At 35.6% G+C, this 18503-nt stretch carries 18 protein-coding genes; 7 read left to right on the top strand and 11 right to left on the bottom strand.

Annotation, left to right across the window (positions count from 1 at the left end; translation table 11 throughout):
• The first annotated feature begins 58 nt into the window (after nt 1-58).
• The 3 genes from MWU65_RS15770 to aat are packed head-to-tail and all read left to right on the top strand — an operon-like array spanning nt 59 to nt 2041.
• Nucleotides 59-955 carry a flavin reductase family protein gene (locus MWU65_RS15770; RefSeq protein ID WP_247079496.1) on the top strand — a complete coding sequence of 299 codons (897 nt, stop codon included), beginning with the start codon at nt 59-61 and terminating at the stop codon, nt 953-955.
• Nucleotides 956-994: 39 nt separating this feature from the next.
• Nucleotides 995-1375, top strand: coding sequence for a DUF3127 domain-containing protein (locus MWU65_RS15775; protein WP_247079498.1), 381 nt, complete (start codon nt 995-997; stop codon nt 1373-1375).
• A gap of 6 nt (nt 1376-1381) precedes the next feature.
• Nucleotides 1382-2041, top strand: a complete 660-nt coding sequence (aat, locus tag MWU65_RS15780) for a leucyl/phenylalanyl-tRNA--protein transferase (protein WP_247079500.1) — start codon at nt 1382-1384, stop codon at nt 2039-2041.
• Here the strand turns inward: aat and MWU65_RS15785 are convergent, their stop codons facing one another.
• From MWU65_RS15785 to tyrS, 4 genes are all read right to left on the bottom strand, one after another.
• Entirely contained in the window at nt 2042-3334 is a 1293-nt protein-coding gene (locus MWU65_RS15785; RefSeq protein WP_247079502.1) for a hypothetical protein, read from the bottom strand.
• Nucleotides 3335-3339: 5 nt separating this feature from the next.
• Nucleotides 3340-5715, bottom strand: coding sequence for a prolyl oligopeptidase family serine peptidase (locus MWU65_RS15790; RefSeq protein WP_247079504.1), 2376 nt, complete (start codon nt 5713-5715; stop codon nt 3340-3342).
• Nucleotides 5716-5816: 101 nt separating this feature from the next.
• Entirely contained in the window at nt 5817-6167 is a 351-nt protein-coding gene (locus MWU65_RS15795) for a ribose-5-phosphate isomerase (protein ID WP_247079506.1), read from the bottom strand.
• Between the two features lie 164 nt (nt 6168-6331).
• Nucleotides 6332-7627: a tyrosine--tRNA ligase gene (gene tyrS / locus MWU65_RS15800; protein ID WP_247079508.1), complete on the bottom strand. Its 1296-nt coding sequence runs from the start codon at nt 7625-7627 to the stop codon at nt 6332-6334.
• 92 nt (nt 7628-7719) lie between these two features.
• On the opposite strand from tyrS, the gene MWU65_RS15805 reads away from it, so the two are divergent.
• Nucleotides 7720-8727 carry an NAD-dependent epimerase/dehydratase family protein gene (locus MWU65_RS15805; protein WP_247079510.1) on the top strand — a complete coding sequence of 336 codons (1008 nt, stop codon included), beginning with the start codon at nt 7720-7722 and terminating at the stop codon, nt 8725-8727.
• Here MWU65_RS15805 and MWU65_RS15810 read toward each other — a convergent pair.
• The 3 genes from MWU65_RS15810 to MWU65_RS15820 are packed head-to-tail and all read right to left on the bottom strand — an operon-like array spanning nt 8693 to nt 11182.
• Nucleotides 8693-9121: a DUF4296 domain-containing protein gene (locus MWU65_RS15810; protein ID WP_247079511.1), complete on the bottom strand. Its 429-nt coding sequence runs from the start codon at nt 9119-9121 to the stop codon at nt 8693-8695. The two genes, MWU65_RS15805 and MWU65_RS15810, sit on opposite strands and share 35 nt — an antisense overlap.
• Nucleotides 9118-10452, bottom strand: coding sequence for a dihydroorotase (locus tag MWU65_RS15815; RefSeq protein WP_247079514.1), 1335 nt, complete (start codon nt 10450-10452; stop codon nt 9118-9120). The genes MWU65_RS15810 and MWU65_RS15815 overlap by 4 nt, the downstream gene beginning before the upstream one ends.
• Before the next feature lies 1 nt (nt 10453).
• On the bottom strand, nt 10454-11182 hold the full coding sequence (locus MWU65_RS15820; RefSeq protein ID WP_247079516.1) for a polyprenol monophosphomannose synthase: 729 nt from the start codon (nt 11180-11182) through the stop codon (nt 10454-10456).
• A gap of 191 nt (nt 11183-11373) precedes the next feature.
• On the opposite strand from MWU65_RS15820, the gene MWU65_RS15825 reads away from it, so the two are divergent.
• Nucleotides 11374-12030: a DUF4271 domain-containing protein gene (locus MWU65_RS15825; RefSeq protein WP_281501075.1), complete on the top strand. Its 657-nt coding sequence runs from the start codon at nt 11374-11376 to the stop codon at nt 12028-12030.
• 5 nt (nt 12031-12035) lie between these two features.
• Entirely contained in the window at nt 12036-12782 is a 747-nt protein-coding gene (locus MWU65_RS15830; protein WP_247079517.1) for a uroporphyrinogen-III synthase, read from the top strand.
• Nucleotides 12783-12839: 57 nt separating this feature from the next.
• On the opposite strand, the gene MWU65_RS15835 is transcribed toward MWU65_RS15830, so the two are convergent.
• The 3 genes from MWU65_RS15835 to MWU65_RS15845 all read right to left on the bottom strand — a co-directional run bounded on the left by MWU65_RS15835 (nt 12840) and on the right by MWU65_RS15845 (nt 16156).
• Nucleotides 12840-13334 (bottom strand): DUF6646 family protein, encoded by a 495-nt coding sequence (locus MWU65_RS15835; RefSeq protein WP_247079519.1) that lies wholly within the window; start codon nt 13332-13334, stop codon nt 12840-12842.
• Nucleotides 13335-13403: 69 nt separating this feature from the next.
• Complete coding sequence (locus MWU65_RS15840; RefSeq protein WP_247079521.1) at nt 13404-14267, bottom strand: cupin-like domain-containing protein; 864 nt, start codon at nt 14265-14267, stop codon at nt 13404-13406.
• Between the two features lie 71 nt (nt 14268-14338).
• A complete protein-coding gene (locus MWU65_RS15845; RefSeq protein WP_247079523.1) occupies nt 14339-16156 on the bottom strand; it encodes a TonB-dependent receptor in 1818 nt (605 codons plus the stop codon).
• Between the two features lie 78 nt (nt 16157-16234).
• Between MWU65_RS15845 and MWU65_RS15850 the strand changes: the two genes are divergently transcribed.
• Nucleotides 16235-17728 (top strand): PLP-dependent aminotransferase family protein, encoded by a 1494-nt coding sequence (locus MWU65_RS15850; RefSeq protein WP_247079524.1) that lies wholly within the window; start codon nt 16235-16237, stop codon nt 17726-17728.
• Between the two features lie 393 nt (nt 17729-18121).
• Here MWU65_RS15850 and MWU65_RS15855 read toward each other — a convergent pair whose 3' ends face one another.
• A complete protein-coding gene (locus MWU65_RS15855) occupies nt 18122-18400 on the bottom strand; it encodes a GIY-YIG nuclease family protein (RefSeq protein ID WP_247079526.1) in 279 nt (92 codons plus the stop codon).
• Nucleotides 18401-18503: the final 103 nt, after the last annotated feature.

The following is an 18503-nucleotide window of genomic DNA, read 5'->3' on the forward strand; positions in this document are numbered from 1 at the left end:
TATTTCTATAGTGGCTTGTTGTTTTAAATAGCCCACAAATTATGTACCTTTGCATCGTATGAGCAAAACAATTTCTATACTACCAAACGAGGTAAGCACGCCAAAATTGCACGGCTACCTTTTAGGTGCCGTAGGACCAAGACCCATAGCTTTTGCAAGTACCCTAAATGCGAAGGGTAAACCGAATTTATCCCCCTTTAGTTTTTTTAATGTATTTAGTGCTAACCCTCCCATTTTAATCTTTTCACCGGCTAGAAGAGTAAGGGACAACACCACTAAACACACATTGGCCAACGTATTAGAAACTAAAGAAGTTGTCATCAATATCGTAAATTACGCAATTGTTCAACAAATGTCGCTGTCTAGTACAGAATATGCAGAAGGAGAAAACGAGTTTAAAAAAGCAGGTCTTACTATGGTGAAATCTGATCTTGTAAAACCTTTTAGGGTTGGCGAAGCTCCTGTACAATTTGAGTGTAAAGTGACAAAGGTGGAAGCTTTAGGCGATCAAGGAGGAGCAGGAAACCTCATTTTTTCTGAAGTTGTAAAAATTCATCTGCACACCGATATTTTAGATGCAAATGGAAGCATAGATCAGCATAAAATAGATCTGGTTGCCCGTATGGGAGGCAATTGGTACAGTAGGGCAAACCAAGGTTTATTTGAAGTGGAAAAACCATTAGCAACACTTGGTATAGGCATAGATAAAATACCGCTACCTATAAGAAGTAGTTGTATATTATCTGGGAACGACTTAGGAATGCTAGGCAATATCGAGAAATTACCAACTGCTGGAGAAGTAGATGCTTTTGTATCCTCAGATATGTCAGTTCGCACCACCTTAAGTACAAATGATGGTGCGCAAATACAATTAAAAGCAAAAGAATACCTAGCCAATCATAATGTGTTAGCAGCATGGAAATTATTATTGGCCAGAATAGATTTAATAGAATAAGAATAGATTACATAAACACCCACAAAGAAGACAATTACGATGGAAGTACAAGGAAAAATTAAAATGGTTGGGGAAACTCAAACTTTTGGAAGTAACGGATTTAGAAAAAGAGAAGTTGTTGTAACCACTGAAGAGCAGTATCCTCAACACATAATGGTAGAATTTGTTCAAGATAAATGTGATTTATTGAACGGATATAACGTTGGGCAAACTGTAAAAATAAGCATCAACCTTAGAGGTAGAGAATGGGTTAATCCACAAGGAGAAACTAAATATTTTAACTCTATCCAAGGATGGCGCATGGAAAACTTACAAGCAACAGCTTCTACAGATGCAGGGATGCCTCCTGTGGCTCCAGCAGAAGCTTTTGAACCAGCGGACAACCTGAATGAAGAAGATCACGACGATTTGCCTTTCTAGACCGCTATGGTCAATCCCCTACAGTATTTAACAGATACCATAGAATTTCCCCCAGTTGACACCGCCAATGAGGATGGCTTGTTAGCCGCTGGGGGCGATTTATCGGTTGCACGATTAGTTCACGCCTATAAAAGCGGAATTTTTCCTTGGTTTGAAGATGACCGCCTGCCTTTATGGTGGAGTCCGGATCCAAGAATGGTATTGTTCCCTAGCGAACTAAAAGTTTCTAAAAGTATGCGTAAACTTTTGCGAGATAAGGCTTTTACCATAACCAAGAACACATGTTTTTCTAAAATTATACATGAATGTGCTACCGCTCCTAGAGACGGACAAGCCGGCACATGGATTACCAAAAAAATGCAAAACGCTTATCAAGAATTGCACGATATAGGTATGGCTCATTCGTACGAAGTTTGGTTAGATAATGTTTTAGTAGGCGGCTTATATGGCATTGATTTAGGAACTGTATTTTGTGGCGAAAGTATGTTTAGTAAGGTTAGCAATGCTTCCAAATACGGTTTTATAACGATGGTACAAGAACTCGCTGCCCAGAACTACAAACTCATAGATTGCCAAGTTTATAACCCCCACCTAGAAAGTTTAGGGGCTCGGGAAATTGGTAGGGATTCTTTTATCAGCAATTTAGAAGGACATAATAATCCATAATTATTTTAAACTACTTGCCGTATGTGGGTTGCTTAACAATTCTTTAAAAATAGCCCATCGTTTTTCTGGTTCATCTACTGTTCCTCCTTTAGCCTTCACATAATCCGCAACCAAGTCTTTTCCTAAATTGTAATTAATCACATAGCTGCGATATTGATCTATAAAACGCGTGCGTTGTAAGGCCCTTTCTGGGGCGTAGAACAAATATTTTTGGAGCCATTTGGCAGTTTCTCCTCTCGTAAACTCTCCATCTAGGTACCTTCTCGCGGCCTCATTACCCGCATAATTTAATTGCGCTAATAAATCCAGTATTCTGTAGTATTTATCTGCCTGGGCTGCATTTAAACCCGCAATAGGAAAGAGCACCTCTTTTTCAAATGCCACTCTTTCATCTCCAGGAAAGGCAACCTCAATACCGTAATTGGCACTGCCTTCTGCAATTAACGATTGAGGAGAAAACAACGGATAAACCGAAAATTCTTTCCACCCTTTGGCTTCTACCAAGTTTTGTTCTAATAAAGTATTAAACACATGGTGTCCCGGATAGCCTTCATGACATGCTAAATCTATAGCGCGCTGAATAAAAATTGGAAAATCAGTATTTATCTGTATCAAACTTTTACTTTTTCCTTGGTAATAATTATAACCAGACCAACTTTTATCATTGACATATTCCAATACAAAATCTTCATTTTCGGGTAATTTAAAATGGTGATTTGTACGTCTTCTAGCTTCTATAATTGCCACTCTAAAAACAGTGTCTAACTTATCTTTTGGAATTATAAATTGATTGGCAAAATTATTATAGCGGATTGATAATTCACCTTCCCCAGGCAATTCTTCTTCAAGAGTTTCTAGCAATTTATTAAAATGAGCTACTGTAAAATGGGGTGGTTCTGCATCATACAAAAGTTTTGCCTCCTCATCAAAACTATAGCTTATACCAGACATCATTTTCAATTTCGTTTTAACCGCTACAAGTTGCTTGTTAAACATTCTATGCCTTGCTTTTTCCAAGTCAGAAAAAGCAGTTACAGCAACGGAATCAGACTTTTCCAATAAGCGAATTGCCCGAGCCAAAAAATCTGCAGCTGGTATGGTATCTAATTTTACGGCCGTTGGCTGCCATTCTTCAGGACCGTAATACGCATCAACAAAATCACTATCGTATTGCCCTATTTCTAAAACTAATTTTACATAAGCCTCAGCTAAATCATCCATCTTATGTTCTATTGGAGCACTACAAGAACCTAACATTAGTATTAAAATTGAACTAAATAGCGTTTTATGCATTGGTCTTATTTTTTTAAAGTAATATCTAAGAGACTTTCATTGAACAAATTAAAAATACGGGTGTATTCGTCTGTCCAGCTACTAGGCTCTACAAAACCATGCCGTTCTACTGGATACAATGCCATTTCCCAATTCTTTTTTTCCAATTCAATCAGACGCTGAGACAAGCGTACCATATCTTGAAAATGCACATTATCATCTATCATCCCATGTAGAATCAGTAAATCACCTTGCAAACCATCTGCAAAATAAATAGGAGAGCTTCTTCTATAGGCAAGACTATCGGTTACCGGTGTATTTAAAATACGAGCCGTATACCCGTGGTTATAGGCTGCCCAATCACCTACAGATCGTATGGCAGCACCAGCCGTAAAGGTTTTGGGTTCATTAAACATTCCCATAAGTGTAATAAAACCTCCATAAGAACCTCCGTAAATACCGACCTTATCTTGATCTATGCCATATTTATCCATTAATAATTTGGCACCATCTACTTGGTCTGATAAATCTTTACCCCCCATATGCCTGTAAATTCCGGTTCGCCAATCGCTACCGTAGCCCGCACTACCTCTATAATCTATATCTAAAACAGTATAGCCATTATCTACCAATATGTTGTGAAACATGTATTCTCTAAAATAAGAACTCCACCATTTGTGCGCATTCTGCAAATACCCAGCACCATGCACAAAAATAACGGCTGCTTTGTTCTTTACAGTTGCTTTTGGTTGATATAAGCGCGCGTAAACTTCGGCACCATCTGCTGCCTTAAATGTGATGATTTCAGGATCTCTCCAATTGTATTTTTTAAAATCGTCTGTCAAGGAATTCGTAATCTGTTTTGCAACAGGTTTGGCTTTTGACTTGATAGGATTGATTTGAACATACAATTCCGTTGGCTTATTAGCATAAGAATGTAAAATTGCAAGCTGACGTTCATCTGGTGACAAGCTAACCTCATTATTACCAGTCATAGACGTTAAGGCTGTTAATTTACCCCCTTGTACCGGCATGGTATAAAACTGTCTGTCTCCTGGGTGATTCTTATTTGCCGTAAAATACCAACGTGTTTTGTCTTTAGATAAGTACGGACTATAAATCTCATACTCCCCAGATGTAAGTGCTTTTGTGTTTTTAGTGGTGACATCTACCGTATACAAATGAGAATAACCTGTGCTTTCTGATTGAAACCAGATGCTTTTATTATTTGGCATCCACCCTAAATTACCTCTGCCGATACCTGGGCCAGCAATCCAGGCTTCGTCATGTTGATGGTCTAAGTTTGTAACCGTGCCATCTTCTGCATTTAGTAAAACAATCCAACGATCCTTATAATCATTAGCACTAATATCTAGGATTGCATATTTTCCGTCAGCACTCCAAATAGGGCCTGAGATGTATCCAATTCTATTGTCGTTTTTATAGGCTTTATCCGGATAGTCTTTGGTGTATTCGGGAATATAATCTAAGCCTTCTAAGTTATCTAAAATAACAGGGTATGTTTTTTCTGTTGTTAAATCACAAACAAATAACTCGTATTTGGTTTGTTCATCTCCTACTTTAGATCGCGTATTTTCATTTTCTACATAACCAGATTCCGTTACAAAATGTGGCATTGTAGTGCCTTTATTACTAGCGCGTTTACTGGTTATAAAGGTAACATATTTTCCGTTTGGACTTATTTTTTGATTGCCTATAGATTGGCCGTCCGTATCTATGGCAAACAATTCTTTTTCTTTATATCGCTTTTGCATTTCGGTACGTGCGTCTGCTTTAGCCTTACGCTCACGCAACACATCGAAAAGGGCAAGTTGGTCATTGTACAACCAATCATCTTTTTCGCTTTTATGTTCTTTTTTTTCTTTTACATCCGTAAAATTAGTAAGCTGAACCGTTGCACCAGTAGCTATATTCCAGCTAAAGATATTCTGCCCTTTTTGAAAGGCAATTTTAGTATCGTTTTCTATAAACTGTGCATTTCTTTCGTAATCTTCTGTTTGGGTTATTTGAATGGTTTTGTTTGTAGCAACATCTACCATATAGATATCGCCACGCTTTTCATAGATTTTCTTGGTTCTTTTGGTATTGAAAGTGTTATAGAATGACGGTAAAGCGTATTCTGTTTCAAACCCAACCTTAGTCGACTTTTCATTTTTAAGATTATACACATAAAGCGAGTCGCTAAAAGCGGCTTCAGGATTCCAATTAAAATAAATGTCTTTACTATCTGCAGACCAACGCGGACTAGAAGGTAAGTGCCCTACAAAGGCATCGGCTTGCATAATTTGTTTTATAGTTAAAACGGAGTTGTTGTTTTCTTGAGAAAAACCATGTGTTGTACACAGTAAAAAACTAAAACTAAGAACTAAAATTTTCTTCATTGCTTCTTATTTGATGATGCTTATATTTACGAAAAGCAGTATTATTTTTAATGAAGCACTAAAGTTACTATTATTTCTACTATTTGCTAAAAGAGACGGTTTTAATTATACCAAACTGCATAGCGCTGTCTTCGCAATTCCAAAGCTAGTTGTTCTTCCATTTTTAGCGCTTCTGCTCTACTTGTTAGTGGATCTATATGATTGTACAAACTAGGCCTAAGGTAGGACCCGTATTTCTGAACAATATTGGAAGATAACTTATACCCCTTTTTGTTTCTATAACCTGTTTTATGCTGTACAAAGCGTTCTTTTGGGGTTTTGCTCGTCATGCCCACATACAGACACTCTAACACCCCATTGAACTGCGGATTAGCCGTCCTAAACTTGGCATTTTCTGTAAATACCTTTTTTGTCAATTCAATAACGTAGATGCGGTAGGTGGTTTTGGACATTATTTATGCTGTCTTTATTTTCTCTAAGTTATCGTTTTTGAAGTCAATATTACCCATAATTTCCTAATTAAGACAATATACCTGATCATTATTGTATACCAAAACACATCCTTAGAATAAGGATAACTATTCAACATTGCACCAAAATCAACAACCAAACTAGCCTAACTTACCACCAACACAAAATAGTTCTTCTTACCGCGTTGCAACAGCACAAACTTATTGTTGATTAAATCTTTGCTAGTTATTAGATAATCTTCCTTTACTTTTTCCTTGTTTACAGAAATTGCATTTTGTTTTAACTCTCTACGTGCAGCCCCATTAGAATCTAAAAACTGAGTTTTTGCAGCTAGCGCTCCTATCATATCCAAGCCCTCTTCAATGTCTGCCCTAGTAACTTCTGCTTGAGGAACACCTTCAAAAACATCTAAGAATGTTTTTTCATTCAGGGTTTTTAAATCTTCCGAAGTAGATTTCCCAAAGAGAATATCACTCGCTTTTATGGCATTGTCTAAATCCTCTTTAGCGTGTACACTAATGGTAATTTCTTCAGCTAATTTTTTCTGTAAAGCACGCATATGTGGTGCTTCTTTATGTTCTGCAATTAAAGTGTCAATCTCTTCTTTAGTTAAAAAAGTAAATATTTTTATAAACTTTTCTGCATCCTCATCAGAGGTGTTTAGCCAGTATTGGTAAAACTTATAAGGAGACGTGCGTTCTGAGTCTAACCAAATGTTACCGCCTTCAGTTTTCCCAAACTTAGTGCCATCGGCCTTTGTAATTAACGGACATGTAAGCGCATAGCCTTTACCACCGCCAATTCTACGAATCATTTCTGTTCCTGTAGTAATATTCCCCCATTGGTCACTACCGCCCATTTGCAGGGTGCAGCTGTGTTCTTTAAACAAATGTAAAAAATCGTAGCCTTGCACAAGTTGGTAGGTAAACTCTGTAAAAGACATGCCTTCTTTTGCTTCAGAAGTCAAGCGTTTTTTTACAGAATCTTTGGCCATCATATAATTTACGGTAATATGTTTTCCAACATCACGAATAAATTCTAGAAAGGAAAAATCCTTCATCCAATCGTAATTGTTAACTAAAATAGCTGCATTTTCTGCATCACTATTAAAGTCTAAAAAACGAGATAATTGATTTTTTATAGCGTTTTGGTTGTGCCTAAGTGTTTTTTCATCCAACAAATTACGCTCAGCAGATTTCCCAGAAGGATCTCCAATCATTCCGGTTGCACCACCAATAAGCGCATACGGTTTATGACCCGCCAACTGAAAATGACGCAACATCATTACACTTACCAAATGCCCTATATGCAAGGAATCTGCCGTAGGATCTATACCTACATATGCAGCGCGCATTTGAGCTAATAAGTGTTCTTCGGTTTCGGGCATCACATCATGGATCATTCCCCGCCATTTTAATTCTGCAACAAAATTAGAAATCATTATATCTGTTTTTTTAATAGGAGCTACAAATATAAAAGAAATAGAAAGCTTTGACGGTAGTCCATAGCAAATTAAATTCTTAAATTTGAACTATGATATTGGTAACTGGAGGCACAGGATTGGTAGGTGCACATCTTTTAGTACATCTTCTAAAAAAAAGAGAAACTGTTAGGGCTATTCACAGGAAAGATAGCAACCTACAACAGGTTAAAAAAGTATTTTCGTATTACGAAGAAAACTTTGAAGCCTTATTTGCTAAGATTGAATGGGTAGAAGCCGATATTACAGATATCCCATCCTTAGAAATAGCCTTTAAGGATATAACATATGTTTACCATTGTGCTGCTCTTATCTCTTTTGATCCCAACACCTATTTTACCCTAAAAAACACAAACACCAAGGGAACAGCTAATATTGTAAATTTATGTTTAGCCCATAATATAAAAAAACTAGGCTACCTTAGTTCCATTGCCACTATTGGTAAAAATGAAGCGTCTCCGATTGTCACGGAAGAAAACGACTGGAACGACACCAATGTAAATGTATATGCGCTCACCAAATATACAGCAGAAATGGAAGTCTGGCGTGGCACTCAAGAAGGATTAGATGCCGTAATTATTAATCCTGGAGTTATTCTGGGACCCGGGTTTTGGCATTCTGGTAGCGGTCAGTTTTTTAGCAAAACTGCAAAGGGACTATCTTATTACCCACCCAATGGTAGTGGTTTTATTGCCGTAGACGATGTTGTGAGGATGATTGTTACTTTAATGGAATCTCCAATAAAAAACGAAAATTATATCGCCGTTGCTGAAAACTTAAAACACAAGGTGATACTAACTAAAATTGCAGCTGCCTTAGGGAAACCTGCGCCTAGGAAACCTTTAAAAATATGGCAACTAACTGTTTTGTATAAATTAGATTGGCTGGTGCATTTACTAACTAGAAGAGGCCGAAAGTTATCTAAAATGCAGGTACATGGGCTAAAACGACAAGAAATATATAGCAACACTAAAATAAAGGAGGCAATTAAATTTGAATTTACAGATTTAGATCCTGTTATACGCTTTACTTCGGGCCGCTTCTTAGAAGAGTATCCTTAACTTTTTTACTTTTTGCTTTGGCATCATTCGCCTTCGAAATACTATCATTCTTTACCTTTCTAGCATCTGTTAAAACCGATTTTTCTTTGTCTAGCCTCGTTTGAACTTGAATAAAAAGATCTTCATAATTGGTTGGATCAGCTGCATAATACAAATCGCTTTCTGCAAATTGAATGCTATCAATATTGTACTTTGCGTAGATATAAGGCATTGTTTCAATGTTATTCTCTATTAACTCAGCAGAATTAGAGTTTTTAGCCGCAGTGATTATAGCCAGATCATAAAGCACATTTATCATCTTCTTTTTAGGAATCAGATTTTGTGGCTTCTCAATCAGTTTTTCTGCACAGGAAACGAAAGCAAGTAGGAGTATAATTACACTAAATTTTTTCATCTATTAAAAGTTAATCTTTGCGCATTGCGTTCTTCTGAAACAACACCATTTTCATAAGCCAAATGGCCATTTACAAATGTATGTGAAATTTTAGATTTAAATGTCTGGCCTTCAAAAGGTGACCATCCACATTTGTATAATATATTAGACTTACTAACCTGCCAAGCATCTGCAGTGTTAACGATAACTAAGTCTGCAAAATAACCTTCCCGAACATAACCTCTCTTCTCTATTTGAAATAAGATCGCTGGGTTATGGCACATTTTTTCTACCATTTTTTCAATGCTTATAGTGCCGTCTATAACTTTTTCTAACATGGCGGGCAAAACATGTTGTACCAATGGTCCTCCTGATGGCGCTTTAGTATACACATTGTCTTTTTCTTCCAAGGTATGCGGTGCGTGGTCTGTTGCAATAACATCAATACGATCATCTAAAAGTGCATCCCACAATTGGGCTCTATCCGCTGTTGTTTTTACCGCCGGATTCCATTTAATAAGCGTTCCTTTTTCTTTGTAGTCTTCCCCAGAAAACCACAGGTGATGCACACAAACTTCTGCTGTTATTTTTTTATCTTTTAAAGGAATATCATTCCTAAAAAGACCGGTTTCTTTACCCGTAGACAGGTGAAAAACATGTAATCGTGCTCCAGTCTTCTCTGCTAAGGCAATAGCTCTGGAAGAGGACAAATAACAAGCCTCTGTGCTTCTAATACTGGGGTGATAAGCTACAGGAATGGCATCTCCAAACTCCGCTGTATACCTAGCCATATTGTTGCGAATGGTAGTTTCATCCTCACAATGTGCAGAGATAACCAATTCTGTATTTCTAAATATTTTTTCAATGACTTCTTCATCATCAACCAACATATTACCCGTAGAAGATCCTAGAAACAACTTTACTCCAGAACAGGCGTTTTTATCCAATTTTTTTAATTCTTCTAAATTGTCATTGGTTCCACCAAACAAGAAAGAGTAGTTTGCATAAGCCGTGGCTTTGGCGATCGCAAATTTCTCCTCTAATTTTTCAATGGTAGTGGTTTGCGGATTGGTGTTTGGTTGTTCCATAAATGTGGTAACACCACCAGCTACCGCCGCCCTACTCTCTGTTGCAATAGATCCTTTATGGGTAAGGCCAGGCTCTCTAAAATGCACCTGATCATCAATAATACCCGGAAGAACATAATTTCCTTTGGCGTCAATAATTTTGGCATTGACGGCGCTAATTGAACTGTCTATTTTGGCAATATAATTTCCATCTAATAAAATGTCGCATGCCATAACAGCACCTTCATTTACTACTTTGGCATTTTTTATTAGTGTCTTTCCCATACTAAAATTTACTTTTTTGAAAGAGGCTGATATATTTCATTTTTATAACCCCAAAAACGGCTTCCCCAATTATTGAAGAACTCATTTTAGACTTACCACGTACCCTGTCCGTAAAAACAATGGGCACTTCTACTATCTTAAAACCTTTAAGGTGAGCTCTAAATTTCATTTCTATTTGAAAAGCATACCCAATAAAGCGCACTGTATCTAAACTGAGGTTTTCTAATACCTTTCTTTTATAACATACAAAACCAGCTGTTGGATCATCTACCTTCATTCCGGTAATTCCTTTTACGTAGAACGAGGCACCATAAGAAAGTAAGATTCTGTACAAGGACCAATTTACTACATTAATTCCCTTTACATACCTTGAACCTATGGCTAAATCTGCGCCGGCAACACAAGTATTGTACAAATTGATTAAATCTGCAGGAGGATGGGAGAAATCAGCATCCATTTCAAAAATATAATCATATTTTTTAGCTATTGCCCATTTAAACCCGTGGATATAGGCAGTACCGAGCCCTAATTTCTCTTTGCGAACCTCTAAGAACAGCCGTCCTGGGTATGTTCCAATTAGCTCTTCAACCTTCTGCGCTGTTGCATCGGGAGAGTTGTCATCAACAATTAGGACATGAAAATCCTTTTTAAGTCCAAATACAGCTTTAATAATGGCCTCGATATTTTCTATCTCATTAAAAGTAGGAATAATAACTAAGCTATCTGTCATTCTTTTCTAATCTTGAACAGACAAAAATACTATTTAAATTGCTGTGATAAAATCTAAGTTCATTTTTATGATTTTTTTACGATTTTAATAGTGAACCATTAATTTACAATAGGATAATGAATTAGAATGAATTGTATGCTAATAATTTGTAATTTTGATGCATCACCAAGTAGGTGAAAAATACAACGCAAATGGAATCTATACTTAGAGGATTTAATAACGTAGATTGGATCACTAGCATCTTTGTTATGAGTCTTTTTATATTGGTATTAAGCAAGACCTTCTTTTATAATAAATTCATCAATTTTGTAGTACTTCCTTTTAACAATAAGTACATTTTTCTCCACAGCAAAAAACACATATTATTCAATTGGTTTAACATTCTTTGGAGTGCATTTACAGCACTTAACATTTCTCTATTTGTGTATTACATACTGCAAATAATAGTCAAAGAAACAACCTACCAAAGTACATTTGCCTATTTTACAATACTGTGCTTAGTTGTATTGTTTTTTATGGTTAAAATCCTTTTACAGTTTGGAAACGCCTTTGTTTTCAATTCTACAACAACCGTAACCGAATTTATTTTCAAAAAACTATCGTATCTTAACCACAGTGCTATCATTATTTTTATAGCGAATATATTTCTTACTTATATTACGCCAAACTCCGCTATAATTATCTATATCGGTTTTGTTTTGGTTCTCGCCATAAACGTAATTGGCTGGGTTAACCTACTTAAAAATCATCGAAAGTTCCTAACCCTCAATTTTCTCTATTTTATTTTGTACCTTTGCGCTCTTGAAATCTCACCTTTAATAATAATAGGTAATTACCTAAAAGATTGATGTCTATGAAGATAAAAACGATCTTGGTATCACAGCCAGAACCTAAGATGGAGAACTCTCCCTATTCACGACTTATAGAAAAGGAGAAGTTGAAAGTAGATTTTAGGCCGTTTATACATGTTGAAGGTGTAGACGCTAAAAATGTACGCCAACAAAAAATAGATTTAAACAACTATACTGCCATTGTACTTACAAGTCGAAATTCTGTAGATCACTTTTTCAGAATAGCGGAAGAAATGCGCTTTAAAGTGCCAGATTCTATGAAGTATTTTTGCCAGTCAGAAGCTGTTGCTTACTACCTTCAAAAATATGTAGTTTACCGCAAGCGTAAAATATATGTTGGAAAGAGAACATTTACAGATATAGTACCGCTATTGAAAAAATACAAGACCGAGAAATTCCTTTTACCTTCTTCAGATTCTCTAAAACTAGAAGTTTCTGAAACAATGGATGGCTTGGGACTTGATTGGAAAAGAGGGATATTTTACAAAACGGTTATTAGTGATTTATCGGACTTAAGAGATGTGTATTACGATATATTGGTCTTTTTTAGTCCATCTGGAATAGAATCTTTATTAAAGAATTTTCCAGATTTTGAGCAAAATGAAACGAGAATAGCTGTTTTTGGTAATACCACTGTAAATGCCGCAACAGGCGCAGGGTTGCGCATAGACATAAAAGCACCTACACCAGACACGCCATCAATGACAATGGCGCTGCAAAAATACATTTCAAGTATCAATAAGAAATAAAAAAAGCCTCATCTTAGATGAGGCTTTTTTTTATATTTACTTTTCTCTTGCTATGAATTAAAGATTAAAAACAGCTCCAAAGCTGAACACAAATTGGTTGTGCAATTTTTCAGCAGGTGTTAAAACACCGCTTTTATATTTTGCAAATGGAGCAGTTGCTTCTGCAAATAATCCAAAACCATCTGTGAAAAAATAACGAGTTCCTAAATGACCTCCAAAATTTTTCAGACCTAAATTTAATCCAGGATAAATATCTACATTGTCTCCCAATTGAAAAACGCTACCCAAGTTCGCATTAAAACGAGCTTTTAAGTCTATACGGTCGCCAAAATCTGCACCTATAGTTTCTTCAACCCCTAATATATAAGAAGAAGCCAAACCAATAGAGAAATTTTCACCCATACCATAGTCATAGGCTACAACGATACCTGTACCATTTTCTTGAAAGTTAGCACCTATTTGAAACTTCGCATCATCTTTTCCTTCGTATGCTTGAGCATTTGCAAATGAAACTCCCAGAATCATTGTTAAAGCAATTAAACCTTTTTTCATAAATGAATTATTAAATGTTAGTGTTATTTAATTTAAGGGTGCAAATATATCTATTCTTATTTGATTGCACTATTTGGTATTTACATTTGTTCGCTTAATGGCATTCTCATTCTTAGTATCAATCCATTTTTGCCCATAGATCTTACGCATTACATTGTCATAATTCCGCATCACTAAAACATTATAAAAAGCTTTTCCTAAGTTTTTAGGGCTTCGGGCAATGGCCCGTAAACTCATAGAAAAACCCGGCGTAATATATTTCATATAATGCCAATACCCTTCTGGCATGTAGAGCATTTCTCCGTGTTGCAGCCTAGTTTTGTAACCCGATGCATTTTTTAAAGCGGGCCATTTGCTATAATCCGGATTGGAAAAATCTATGCTTTCATGGGTTATTAAGGAATGTGGCACCTTATAAAGGTGTTTGTTTTGCGATTGATCAAATAGAATGATTTGTTTTTCACCTTCAAAATGAAAATGAAAAATATTTGCTAAATCAATATCATAATGCATAAAAGTATGCGAATCTTTACCGCCAAAAAAAAGCATAGGTAAACTTTTCATCAGTTTTAAGCCAAAATCTGGATATGTAAAATCTTTCTGAAGCTCTGGAACTTCTTTCAATACGTTCCACAAAAATATTCTAAACTTGGTAGGTTCATTTTGCAACAAATCTATATAATCTGCCATTTTCATAGTGGCATGTGGCTCATTAAATCCTTCTTTATGATCTACTGGCCTATCGTCATACAAAGGCACTGTTTTATCTCCAGCAATCGTTTTTATATATTCTAAATTCCATTTTGTATAGGCTGGCCAATCTTCAATAAATCGTTCTATCACCACAGGTTTTTGTGGTTTAAAATAATTCGCTAAAAATTCCTGTTTCGTAATGGTTTTCACCCTAGGAATGTCTTGAAGATTTAATTTCAAAAGAATAGATTTAAGGTGTTAAAGTTACTAAAACCTAAGTAAATTGAAACAGTAAATGTCTGTTGGTTGTTTTATTTTAAATTGTACTTTATACCAAATAACAAATTCCCTTTAGGCATTGGCACCAAATTAGTTTCTGTATAGGCTGCATTAAAAATATTATTTGCCAGTATTGAAAACTCCATTGCTTTAACGGTATAACGAACACTTGCATCTACTACAGCATAACTTTCACCAATAGTTCTTTCGGCATATTTATAAATACCGTTTATATATAAATTATTTGTGACTTGCGTATGCAACCCCACTGTAGCATGGTGTTTTAAGGAGTTTATAGAGTATCTAGAAAAGTTACTAGACACGGCCTTTAAGTCATCTTCTAAAAAGGTATACCCTGTAGTAATGCTTTGCTTTAAATTTCCGGCGAAAATCGCATAACCAGCATTTATTTCAACCCCTTTCGTGTTTAAATCCCTAATATTTGTTGCTTGCCATAAATCATCTTCATTTTCTTTTACATAATCTATTAGTTTTCTAGAATCTCTATTAAACCCAACAAGTGAAAGGTTAAAGTTGCCACTGTTGAATTTAAATCCTATCTCTTCAGCAATTGCTTCTTCCGGAACTAAATTTTCGTTCCCCAATTCGCTTGGACTGCTATAAAATAAATCTGTATAGGTTGGTATTCTGTAGGTATACCCAATGTTTCCGTAGATTTTCAAGTCTTCCGTTACTTTATATCCCACATCTAAACCAGGGAAGGCATGAAATTTAAAATCAGAAAAATAATTTACGGCAACTCCCGGAGTAATATCTAATTTATTATTCGCCAATGTAAATCGATGTTCTAAAAACAAGGTTGTCATAAACCTATTTCTAGAACCTAAATTATTACTAGACAAATATACGTTTGCTACATCTACACCAAAACCAGTTACACCAATCTTAGAGTAGTACGATGCATCAATGGCAGCGCCTATTTTATTGCTTTGGTGCAAGTTTCTGTAAATAGAAGGATCTTGTCTTACAAAAACATACATATCTTGGTTCCGTTTCCAGTATAATTTTGGCTTAAGAGTTAGCTTTTCTTTCATTATTTTAGAAGAGATACCAATTAAACTAGCTTGTGTTTCTTCGTATTGATTTATGGCTGTAGGACTCGCATAAAAACCGTTGGCACCAAATTTCCGTTCCTGAAATGAAGCAATTAGGTCAATAGGTGCTTTGTTAGTATGGAAACTACTTTTTATAAAATAATTTTGATTGTCGTAATCCGTATTATATCTGTAGCCATCAGAAATATTTCTAGAAACTTGAACAATATGGGAGGAATTTTCTAATTGACTGCCTACTACAACAGAACCGTTAAATTGACCAAAAGATCCAGCTTGAGCATTTAAAGAAACACCATTTCCTGTATTTTTTTTGGTCACTATATTAATTGCTCCAGTAAAGGCATTTTGCCCAAAAATCCGAGCAGCAGGGCCTTTAATGATTTCTATACGCTCTATAACTTCAATAGGCAAAGCCATATTCATGGTGTGGTGTCCCGTTTGCGAATCTTCTACCTTTATACCATCTATGAGCAATAAAGTTTGGTCAAAACCTCCCCCACGAATGTATAAATCTGCCTGCATACCAGCAGTACCGCGCCGTCTTATGTCTACTCCTGCAAATTGTTGTAATAAATCTGCTACATTCGTTGTTGCGCTTTTTTTTATGTCATCTTGAGAGATTATTGTAATGGTTCTAGAATTTTCCTTAAAAGGCAAATCTATTCGAGTAGAGGTAACAACGACAGAATCTAATTGTTGTTCTTTTCCAATATCTTGAGCTTGTGACGATATCGAAAACAAAGCTAGTAAAATACTTAAATAAATTAATTTCATAATAAAAGGTGTTCGTGTTTTTTAAGGGTACAAAATTCGTAACTTTCCGGATCATTAAAGTGGTCCAGTTTTAAAACAATGAATAGTCCGGTTGACGACATATTAAAATCCTTACTATATTTTGAAAAGTCGCCCAACACCTCAATTTATATCCAAATAGCACAACAAATTATTAATGCTATACAACGCGGTTATTTAGCGGAAGGAACTGCATTACCTGGAACAAGAAAGTTTAGCGCCTTACTTTCCATAAACCGAAATACTGCGGTAGCGGTGTATGATGAATTGGCATCACAAGGTTGGGTAGAAGTTTTAGCCAATAAAGGCACCTTTGTAATAATGCCAGAAAAAAAAACTGCTGCTATAAAAGGTGCTTCGCAAGGATTAGAAGCACTAAAATCGTATCCAAAAATTTCAGGATTTCCTTTTCAACCCTCTTTTCATTTAGCTTCTACTGAAGAGTTTTCTGTGTGTAAATATGTGATTAATGATGGGCAACCCGATTTAAGGTTACATCCTACCCACCAGTTTTCACGTTGGTATAGTGCCTCAATGAAACGTGCCTCTTTAATTTCTAAATGGAATCAAACCCAAGAAAAATCACATACAACTTTTAGTAGGCAGTTGTGTAATTATCTAAACGCCACAAGAGGATTTCATATAAAACCGCAGAATATAGTTAGTACACGAAGCACAGAGATGAGTTTGTACATTATCTCTCAGCTATTAATCCAAAAAAATGATATTGTGCTTGTTGGCGATTTAAGTCATTATAAATCCAATATGATTTTCCAACAGGCCGGTGCCACTATAAAAACTATTCCTGTAGATGCCCACGGCATTGATGTAGATTATATAGAAAAAAACTATACAAGACACAGCATTCGTTCTGTCTATGTCTGCGCACATAGGCAATACCCTACAACCGTAACCCTTAGTGCGGAAAGACGTTTAAAATTATTACAACTAGCAAGAGCGTATGAATTTGCAATTATAGAAGATGATTTTGATTATGATTTTCAGTTTGATGGCTCTGCAATGGTACCTATGGCAAGTGCGGATGGCCAAGGTGTTGTTATCTATTTGGGAAGATTGGGACAATCTTTCTTTCCGAGTTTTCAAATAGGGTTTGTAGTGGCTCCAGAAAATATTATTAATGAAGCCAAAAATTATTTGCTACTATTAGATAGACAAGGAGATTTAATTCAAAAACAAATACTTGCAGAGCTTATAGATGAAGGAGAAATACACCGATTAATTAAAAAAAATAGCACGGTTTATAAGCAAAGGCGAGCGTATTTGTTTGACTGTTTACATACCCATTTTCAGGAATATGCCACATGGAAAGTACCCGCAGGAGGATTGGCTGTGTGGCTGTGCTTTGAGCCGAAAATATCGCTTATTAAACTTGCTGAAAAGGCTAAAACGCTCGACTTGTTTTTACCCAAAACAATACTTTATCAAAACAAAAATATTTGCGCCATAAGGTTAGGGTATGGGCATTTAAACGAAAAAGAAATAGAAACCGTTATTAACATTTTAAAGCAATCTTACGAAGCCTTACTCCCGTAAAATTAAATAAACCTATAGAATAATGTGACCCTTATTTTAAGTTCCTGATTTTTGTTTTAAGAGAAATTCTAGCTGCAATCACATCTTCCACGCTAGTATTGATTCGTCATACGGCCCCTAGTTTTCGGTAGTTTCAGTATCCTATTAAGCCTTATCAATATAACTCCATATCTAATTCTTAAAATGAAAACAATACTTGTTTACATAAAAAAATTATGTGACCCTGAAATAAATTTAGGGTGACGCTTATTTAAAGATCATATTTTAAGTTCTTAATATTTATTTTAAATGAAATTCTAGCTACAAGCATATCTTCCAAGCTAATATTGATTCGTCATACAGTCCCTAGTTTTCGGGAGTTTCAGTATCCCATTATATTTACAAAAAGATGGCTTAATAATTTATGGTTTCCATATTAGGATTCACTTCTCTTATCAAATTGATTTTCCACTGCTTTTTCCAATTTTTTAGCTGTTTTTCTCTAGCTACTGCTTGCTTTATGTCTAAATACTCTTCAAAATAAACCAAATCTTTAATATTGTATTTTTTTGTAAAAACAGATCCAATTTCATTTAAATGTTCTTGAAGCCGAGTGGATAAATTTGCCGTAACCCCTATATAAAATGTAGTTCTGTATTTATTTGTTAAGATGTAGACAAAACTAGTTTGCATAAAAAAAGATTATGTGACCCTGAAATAAATTCAGGGTGACGTTATTCAAGAATTATACTATAATAACCCACTTTATCCTTTAATTGAAATTTTTGCTGCAATT

Origin of the sequence: Cellulophaga sp. F20128 (assembly GCF_023015805.1) — a bacterium.
Taxonomy (GTDB): domain Bacteria; phylum Bacteroidota; class Bacteroidia; order Flavobacteriales; family Flavobacteriaceae; genus Cellulophaga.

What these genes read in the sequence shown, in the direction of transcription:
- MWU65_RS15795 (WP_247079506.1), bottom strand. Translation starts at nt 6,167, where the DNA reads ATGTCCAAAACCACCTACCGCATCTACGTTATTGAATTGACAAAAAAG.
- MWU65_RS15820 (WP_247079516.1), bottom strand. Translation starts at nt 11,182, where the DNA reads ATGACAGATAGCTTAGTTATTATTCCTACTTTTAATGAGATAGAAAAT.
- MWU65_RS15790 (WP_247079504.1), bottom strand. Translation starts at nt 5,715, where the DNA reads ATGAAGAAAATTTTAGTTCTTAGTTTTAGTTTTTTACTGTGTACAACA.
- MWU65_RS15830 (WP_247079517.1), top strand. Translation starts at nt 12,036, where the DNA reads ATGAAGATAAAAACGATCTTGGTATCACAGCCAGAACCTAAGATGGAG.
- MWU65_RS15815 (WP_247079514.1), bottom strand. Translation starts at nt 10,452, where the DNA reads ATGGGAAAGACACTAATAAAAAATGCCAAAGTAGTAAATGAAGGTGCT.
- MWU65_RS15825 (WP_281501075.1), top strand. Translation starts at nt 11,374, where the DNA reads ATGGAATCTATACTTAGAGGATTTAATAACGTAGATTGGATCACTAGC.
- MWU65_RS15775 (WP_247079498.1), top strand. Translation starts at nt 995, where the DNA reads ATGGAAGTACAAGGAAAAATTAAAATGGTTGGGGAAACTCAAACTTTT.
- MWU65_RS15785 (WP_247079502.1), bottom strand. Translation starts at nt 3,334, where the DNA reads ATGCATAAAACGCTATTTAGTTCAATTTTAATACTAATGTTAGGTTCT.
- MWU65_RS15805 (WP_247079510.1), top strand. Translation starts at nt 7,720, where the DNA reads ATGATATTGGTAACTGGAGGCACAGGATTGGTAGGTGCACATCTTTTA.
- MWU65_RS15810 (WP_247079511.1), bottom strand. Translation starts at nt 9,121, where the DNA reads ATGAAAAAATTTAGTGTAATTATACTCCTACTTGCTTTCGTTTCCTGT.
- MWU65_RS15770 (WP_247079496.1), top strand. Translation starts at nt 59, where the DNA reads ATGAGCAAAACAATTTCTATACTACCAAACGAGGTAAGCACGCCAAAA.
- aat (WP_247079500.1), top strand. Translation starts at nt 1,382, where the DNA reads ATGGTCAATCCCCTACAGTATTTAACAGATACCATAGAATTTCCCCCA.
- MWU65_RS15850 (WP_247079524.1), top strand. Translation starts at nt 16,235, where the DNA reads ATGAATAGTCCGGTTGACGACATATTAAAATCCTTACTATATTTTGAA.
- MWU65_RS15855 (WP_247079526.1), bottom strand. Translation starts at nt 18,400, where the DNA reads ATGCAAACTAGTTTTGTCTACATCTTAACAAATAAATACAGAACTACA.
- MWU65_RS15835 (WP_247079519.1), bottom strand. Translation starts at nt 13,334, where the DNA reads ATGAAAAAAGGTTTAATTGCTTTAACAATGATTCTGGGAGTTTCATTT.
- tyrS (WP_247079508.1), bottom strand. Translation starts at nt 7,627, where the DNA reads ATGATTTCTAATTTTGTTGCAGAATTAAAATGGCGGGGAATGATCCAT.
- MWU65_RS15845 (WP_247079523.1), bottom strand. Translation starts at nt 16,156, where the DNA reads ATGAAATTAATTTATTTAAGTATTTTACTAGCTTTGTTTTCGATATCG.